The following is a 239-nucleotide window of genomic DNA, read 5'->3' as shown; positions in this document are numbered from 1 at the left end:
CAATAACTTAGAGCAAATGCGTGCAATCATGATGGCTGCGGATGCTTGTGATTCACCCGTTATTGTCCAAGCCAGTGCAGGCGCACGTAACTATGCAGGGTCAGCATTTTTGCGTCATTTGATTATCGCTGCGATCGAAGAATGGCCACATATTCCAGTAGTAATGCATCAAGATCACGGTATGTCGCCAGCTATCTGCCAACGCTCAATCCAGCTTGGTTTTTCATCAGTGATGATGG

1 protein-coding gene is annotated in these 239 nt (G+C 46.9%); it reads left to right on the top strand.

What is annotated here, in order from left to right; all coding sequences use genetic code 11:
- The coding region (locus SB772_RS45220) for a class II fructose-bisphosphate aldolase (protein WP_410839178.1) at positions 1-239 on the top strand (239 nt) is incomplete at both ends.

The sequence above is a fragment of the Paraburkholderia sp. SIMBA_030 genome (assembly GCF_046535245.1).
Taxonomy (GTDB): domain Bacteria; phylum Pseudomonadota; class Gammaproteobacteria; order Burkholderiales; family Burkholderiaceae; genus Paraburkholderia.
Note: the sequence above shows the minus strand (reverse complement) of the source record. Positions and strands in the feature narration are given on the sequence as shown.